7 protein-coding genes are annotated in these 6,239 nt (G+C 43.1%); 4 read left to right on the forward strand and 3 right to left on the reverse strand.

Annotated elements, in window-relative coordinates; all coding sequences use genetic code 11:
* Positions 1–57: 57 nt before the first annotated feature.
* Positions 58–288, forward strand: coding sequence for a hypothetical protein (locus AC1DUA_RS19210; RefSeq protein WP_477501297.1), 231 nt, complete (start codon positions 58–60; stop codon positions 286–288).
* Here AC1DUA_RS19210 and AC1DUA_RS19215 read toward each other — a convergent pair.
* Together AC1DUA_RS19215 and AC1DUA_RS19220 are read right to left on the reverse strand one after the other, a co-directional pair.
* Positions 277–1,377, reverse strand: a complete 1,101-nt coding sequence (locus AC1DUA_RS19215; RefSeq protein WP_477501298.1) for a GerAB/ArcD/ProY family transporter — start codon at positions 1,375–1,377, stop codon at positions 277–279. The genes AC1DUA_RS19210 and AC1DUA_RS19215 overlap by 12 nt on opposite strands.
* A 117-nt stretch (positions 1,378–1,494) precedes the next feature.
* The gene (locus tag AC1DUA_RS19220; protein WP_477501299.1) at positions 1,495–2,364 is read right to left on the reverse strand and encodes a LysR family transcriptional regulator; all 870 of its coding nucleotides are present in this window, start codon (positions 2,362–2,364) and stop codon (positions 1,495–1,497) included.
* Between the two features lie 129 nt (positions 2,365–2,493).
* On the opposite strand from AC1DUA_RS19220, the gene AC1DUA_RS19225 reads away from it, so the two are divergent.
* The 3 genes from AC1DUA_RS19225 (at position 2,494) to AC1DUA_RS19235 (ending at position 4,854) form a co-directional block, all read left to right on the forward strand.
* Positions 2,494–3,063, forward strand: a complete 570-nt coding sequence (locus AC1DUA_RS19225) for a TetR/AcrR family transcriptional regulator (protein ID WP_477501300.1) — start codon at positions 2,494–2,496, stop codon at positions 3,061–3,063.
* 157 nt (positions 3,064–3,220) lie between these two features.
* Positions 3,221–3,757: an NAD(P)H-dependent oxidoreductase gene (locus AC1DUA_RS19230; RefSeq protein WP_477501301.1), complete on the forward strand. Its 537-nt coding sequence runs from the start codon at positions 3,221–3,223 to the stop codon at positions 3,755–3,757.
* Between the two features lie 134 nt (positions 3,758–3,891).
* The gene (locus AC1DUA_RS19235; protein WP_477501302.1) at positions 3,892–4,854 is read left to right on the forward strand and encodes a bile acid:sodium symporter family protein; all 963 of its coding nucleotides are present in this window, start codon (positions 3,892–3,894) and stop codon (positions 4,852–4,854) included.
* Positions 4,855–4,962: 108 nt separating this feature from the next.
* Here the strand turns inward: AC1DUA_RS19235 and AC1DUA_RS19240 are convergent, their stop codons facing one another.
* Positions 4,963–6,168, reverse strand: a complete 1,206-nt coding sequence (locus AC1DUA_RS19240) for an ROK family protein (protein ID WP_477501303.1) — start codon at positions 6,166–6,168, stop codon at positions 4,963–4,965.
* Between the last annotated feature and the right edge of the window lie 71 nt (positions 6,169–6,239).

The following is a 6,239-nucleotide window of genomic DNA, read 5'->3' on the forward strand; positions in this document are numbered from 1 at the left end:
TAATGGAGCAGGGATGTCGGGCCCCCCTTTACAGATTAAAGATAAGGAGATTCAAAAATGATCATTCTCATCGTCGGGTATGTACTTTTATTGGTCATTTGGTCGTTTAATCGCGTACAATCTTTGCTGAGCAAACAAAAAAACAAAGAAGCCGCCGTATACGGTGGCTTAATGGGGCTATCAACTATTGTCGGTTCTTTATTAATTGCCCGGGTGAACATACCAAGCTTTATTATTCCTATTATAGCTATTTTTGAACCTATCGGTAAAATGCTATTAATGCCGTGAATGGCCTACTCTGCCTCTAATCGTGTCTATCATTAGTAATAATAGTGGGATCAGACTTTGATTAACAAAAGCATAAAGAGGGAAAGTAAACACAAGATAATTAAGAAGTTCAGCCCCATTTTTGAAAATCCAGACCGCACCTAGAAGTGATAAAAGAGTTATCGGAAATACGATATCACGATAATTCCTTATGCCAAAAAGTTGGCTTGTACTAAGACATAAAATAAACAACGAGACAGATAACTTCACAAAACATCCCATCACCCACATGGAAACAGCGATTGCTTCCAAACGTTCAAAAGAGCCTTGAACACCAATATATTGGATGACACTTAAAAAAGAATAGCTTAATCTGCTAGTCAATGGACCAAGGACCATAATCGTGAGCATAACAATGACAAAAATCAACATAGAAATTCCGCATAGCGCAATCAGTGAAACCTTACGAGCTTTTTTCGGCTGATTTAAATGAGGCAGGAGCCATCCTAGTATAAAAAGTTGACTCATAAAACCGCCTGCTGGACTAACCGCAGCTTGTAAGACTGGCACAATTCCTGATCCTAAAAATGGTTTGAGTTGTCCGGGATCTGCTTCACCAGTTGTTAGAATCAAGAGTGGAATTAACGCCGATAGAATAAGCAGTGCAAGAAACTCATTGCATCTCGCGATAACTTCTATTCCCGCAATAGCGGCTAGACTGCATAAGAGCAATATCGTTAGGCTCATTATGATGGGGGGGCTTTTTGGTAACAGAATTGTACTAATGAATCCATTGTGTTGCATGGTTATCGTCGATATAGAAATAAACCAATAGAGGATGTAATTTAGACCTAAACATTTTCCTAACCAGTTTCCGATGATTTTTGAACTGTATTCCATAATCGTCAGTTCTGGATATCGTTTACTGAGTGTTATCATCACCCAAATACTTAACAGTCCTGATATAGCCGCTGGAAATACCGATAACCAGGCATCTTGTTTGCCAAACATCACCATGATACCTGGGACGGTTAGGAGAAGCGTGGAAACGACAAAAGTAAATATGAGCAAGCCGAGTTGTGTTCCTGTAATTTTTTCTGTAGTTTGCATCTTCACACCCCTCTCCCAACCTCACAGAGGTTGCTCCAAGTATTGACTTATCGCTATCCATTTATACGTTTAGATAACGTACGAGAGGTGGAGGATACACGGTATTCTAGTCATACTTTAGCTGAAATGGGCACGCATCGTCGATAAGAAAGCTGACAATGCAGGCGTGATTAGAGCGTCCTTGCGCCTGATGAACACGGTTGTGACGATGGCATGTTTTCCTGGAACCGCATGTGTGCGGATTCGCCCTTGTTCTTCCGGTTCGGCTGCGATGGACCGTGGCAGCAGCGAGATGCCCAAGCCAGCGCCGACACATCCGATAATGGTTTCGGGTGATCCGAAATCCATCAACTTGACAGGGATTAAGCCTTCCTCTTTGAGCAGTAGGTTTAATTTAGCCCGGTACGCACAACCGCTGCGTAATACGAGAAGAGGGCGATCCTGCACATCATGGATGGACTTGATAGGCGGATGGGACGCAGAGGTCACTAAGACAAGTTCTTCATCAATGACTTTTTCCTGAATTAGATCAGGATGTTCCACGGGACCCGCCACAAATGCCCCATTAAGCTCATAATGAAGAACAGCATGAAGATGCTGCTCTGTAGGGCCTGTTGTTAATGTGAAATCGACAACCGGAAATTCCGTGTGATATTTGGTAAGCAGCATGGGGAGTCGTGCGGAGGCAGTTGTTTCCATGGAGCCAATATGTAGTGGTCCTGCTGGCTCGGATGAGTCTCCGACAGCTAGTCGGGCTTCCTGAATGACATGCAATATTTTCTCCGCGTAAGATACAAGGATTTGTCCGGAAGGCGTAAGCGTGATGCCCCGATTGTGGCGATAGAATAGCTGTGTTTGCAAATCGGCCTCTAGCTGTTGAATCTTATGAGTGACGTTGGACTGAGCAAAATTTAATTTGTTTGCCGCTTTAGAAATGCTTCCTTCGTGCGCTGTGGTAAAAAACACTTTGAGCAACTGAATATCCATAGAGACCTCCTGGATCGGTGGATTTAGCTATCTGAGATTGAGATAATCAATGTTATTATTCTGCATTATACATGATAAAAGAATACCGTGCATGTTGACACACTATCTACTAAAAGATAGAATTTACTCATGGATAAAAATAAAAACACATCAGAGTTTATTTTGGATACGGCTCAGTCGCTTGTGCAGCAATTTGGTTTTAACGGATTTAGTTATTCACACATTGCAGACAAAGTAGGGATACGTAATGCCAGTATTCATTACTATTTCCCTAACAAAGAGGATCTGGGAGAAGCGCTGATTACACGGTATCATAGACATTTTATTACTAACGTCGCTCAAATCGATTTCGAGACACAGAATAGTTTGGACAAGCTGCGTAAATTCACATTGCTCTACAGCGGACCTGTCCAAGATTATCGCACTTGTCTGAGTGTCATGCTTTCTACTGATATAGCTACTTTATCAGGCAAGGTTCAAGATGGATTAACTCAATTCTTCACATCGAATTTAGTATGGTTGGAACGTGTGCTGGAGCAGGGACGGAGCGAAGGGCAACTTAAGTTTGAAGGAGCCGCAGAGGTGCGAGCCCATCAATTTCTTGCATCGCTTCAAGGTGCGCAACTACTTGCAAGAAGCTTTAGCGATGTAAAAAAGTTTGATATGATTGTTGATGGCTTGTTATCCGCCTTAACTTGAAAAAGTAGGCGGATTGTTTTTCAAAGAATATCTACCTTTTAATAGGTAAAAGATTATATTTTTAATTCACGTATCATTTTTTGAGAAATAAAGAAAAATAATGAAGGTACTTGTGCCGAAATATAAACAAAACCAATGATGAAATGGGGCAAATAAAATGAAAACTTTAGTTATCGTTACTCATCCGAACATGGAAGCATCGACATGGAATAAAGCATGGGTGAAAGCCTTGCAAGAGCAGACTGATTACACCATCCATGAATTATATAAAACTTATCCAGATGAAAATATCGATGTTTCTCAAGAGCAGAAGTTGCTGGAGTCGCATGACCGGATTATATTTCAACACCCGTTTTACTGGTATAGCACACCGCCATTATTAAAAAAGTGGTTTGATACCGTATTGTTATACGGCTGGGCGTATGGTCCGGAAGGTAAGTTAGCTGGAAAAGAGATCGGTGTTGCGATCTCGACATATGGCACCAAAGAGTCGTATTCAAAAAGCGGGTCCAATCGCTTTACCTTGGAAGAAATGTTACGCCCAGTAGAAGCGCTTGCTCATTTCATCAGTGCTTCTTATCTGCCTCACTTTGCTCTAAACGATACCTCTAACGCAACAGATGAACGAGTAGCAAAAAGTGCTCAAGATTATGTTCAGCATCTCAAAACGGTCAAACCAGGTGTGTTGGTGTAAGAAAATGTAGCAAAAAGGGCTTTCATCCAAGGGTGGGAGCCTTTTTATTTTTGTAAGTTTCAAGTCCCACAATTGTGCTACAATTATTTTCGTAATTACAATGAATCCTTATCAAAGAGAAAGGAGGGGTGTAAATGCTAATCCGATTGAATAAAGCGCTCGAGAAAGCCATGCCTTTTGTCACGCCAACGGCTGTTATTGTTGGGCTAGTTTGCAGCGTATGGCTGCATAATCTTAGCTTTCTAGTGCCATGGATTTTTGCAATGATGACGTTATTCGGTAGTATTGGCTCTAATTTTAAAGATTTGCAGAAGGTGATGATGCATCCACTTCCGATTGTGGCTAACTTTATCATCCTGCATCTTGCCATGCCATTACTTGGCTGGGCAGCCGGTTCGCTATTTTTTCCAGGAGATGACTTGACTCAGACCGGTTTTGTTCTCCTATTTGTTATTCCTACCGGGGTAGTGAGCTTGGTGTGGGTCACGATATACGGAGGAAATATAGCGCTTACATTGGCGCTTATCTTGCTTGACACACTTCTATCTCCCTTTATTGTGCCACTTAGTCTTTCACTCATCGTTGGAGCCAAGGTACATATGGACCAATGGGAAATTATGAGAGGGTTATTCTTAATGGTTGTAATTCCCTCATTGATCGGCACAATTCTTAATCAGTGGACAAAAGGTAGAATTAAAACCACATGGGGACCACGGTTGGCGCCTTTTTCAAAAATAGGACTTTTTGTGGTCGTCGCAATTAATTCTTCGGTCATAGCTCCCTATCTGAAGAACATGAATGGACAGTTGGTTAAAATTATTGCAATCGCTTTCGTAAGTGCAACGATCGGTTATTTGGCAGGATGGCTAGTGTCAAGGATGATGAGATGGGAACGCGAAGTTACGATAGCCTTAACGTTCAATTCTGGGATGCGAAATTTAAGTGCAGGCGCGGTGCTCGCTATCAGCTTTTTTCCACCGCCAGTGGCGCTTCCCGTTGTTGCGGGTATGCTGTTTCAACAAATTCTGGCGGCTGTATTTGGACAGCGTCTGGCTAAAAGTTACGGAATAAACGGCCAGACAGCAAAAGCAGCTTGATTGAGATGTAATGACATTCGACGTATACATAAGGATAGCGTGAATTTGAAAAAGCCTTCAGAACCACTTTCAAAGTGGGCTGGAGGCTTTTATCTTCGAGCTTTTGTTTTACTGAATCATTGTAAAAGAAAAATGCTGATCAAGCGCAAAATTAATTGCACCGAGTGCGCCACCAATCTCGGGCAAAACGGCTGTGTCAACCGCTATTCCGGCAGAGAGGGCTAGCATAGACCGCTGCTTCATGACTTTGGTAGCGGTTTGGACATAAGTGCTGCACATACTGGGTATGGAACCGCCAAGAATGATAGCCTCTGGATTGAGCAAATTAACCAGATTAGCCAAAGCGATGCCAAGATAAGTAGCGGCACGGTTGATAATGCGTATCGCCAAAACATCGCCTTGATCTGCGGCTAAACAAACGTCTTTTGCCTGCAGAAGTTGGAGATCGTTGCCTGCTATCACTTGGTTAAGCATACTTTCTTCTTGTCCAGATCGGAGCAGTCGGCGCGCTTCCTGTTCGATTGCAGAGGCCGTCGAATAGAGGTGTAAACAACCGTTATTTCCACATGGACATACAGGGCCATCTGGTTCAACCGTTATATGTCCGAGCTCACCAGCCCCGCCGAAAGAGCCTGAAACCAACTGTCGATCATTAAAGATTCCGGCAGCAATACCGGAGCCGACTCCGACATAGATCATATGCTTGTAGCTGCTGCCTGAACCGAAGCGGCATTCAGCAAGCCCACGTGCACGGTGCCTGTTGATGGCTACGGTGGGCCAACCAAGCTTATTGCTTACCATTTCCTCAATTTCTACGTTAGACCAGCCCAAATCTGAGGCGCTTTTAATAATGCCTCTTCTTGTATCCACAAGACCGGGTACTCCCAGACCGAACAGTTTGATGACTCCGATATCCAGCTCTTTAACAAATTTTGCGGTTTGATCCGTCAATTCCTGAATCGCGATCTCGGGAAGGGGAGAGCTGACAGGTATTTTCGTAAGATGTATGACATTCCCCAGTAAATCAAACACACCAAGCGTCCATACTTGATTATCCAAATCAGCGCCCATAATGCCAGGAGAGCCGGGAACAAGCTCTAGTGAAATAGCTGGACGGCCTCCCGTTGACGGGGCTTTTTCTGTTTCTTTGACCAGATTGCAGTCCATGAGCTCGGAAATCGTGGAAGAGATTGTAGCTCTGCTTAGTTCCGTAACTTTGGTCAATTTAATACGAGGCATGGAGCCATGCATGCGCAAAGCTTGAATGATACTGGTCTTGGTGCCCTTTTGATCACTTTTATATGGACTTATCATGAGTCTCACCGTCGCTATTTCATTATGTAATTAACCCGATTATACCTGAACTAATACGAATAGTGGTAATG

This window comes from Paenibacillus sp. 01T422 (assembly GCF_056398785.1).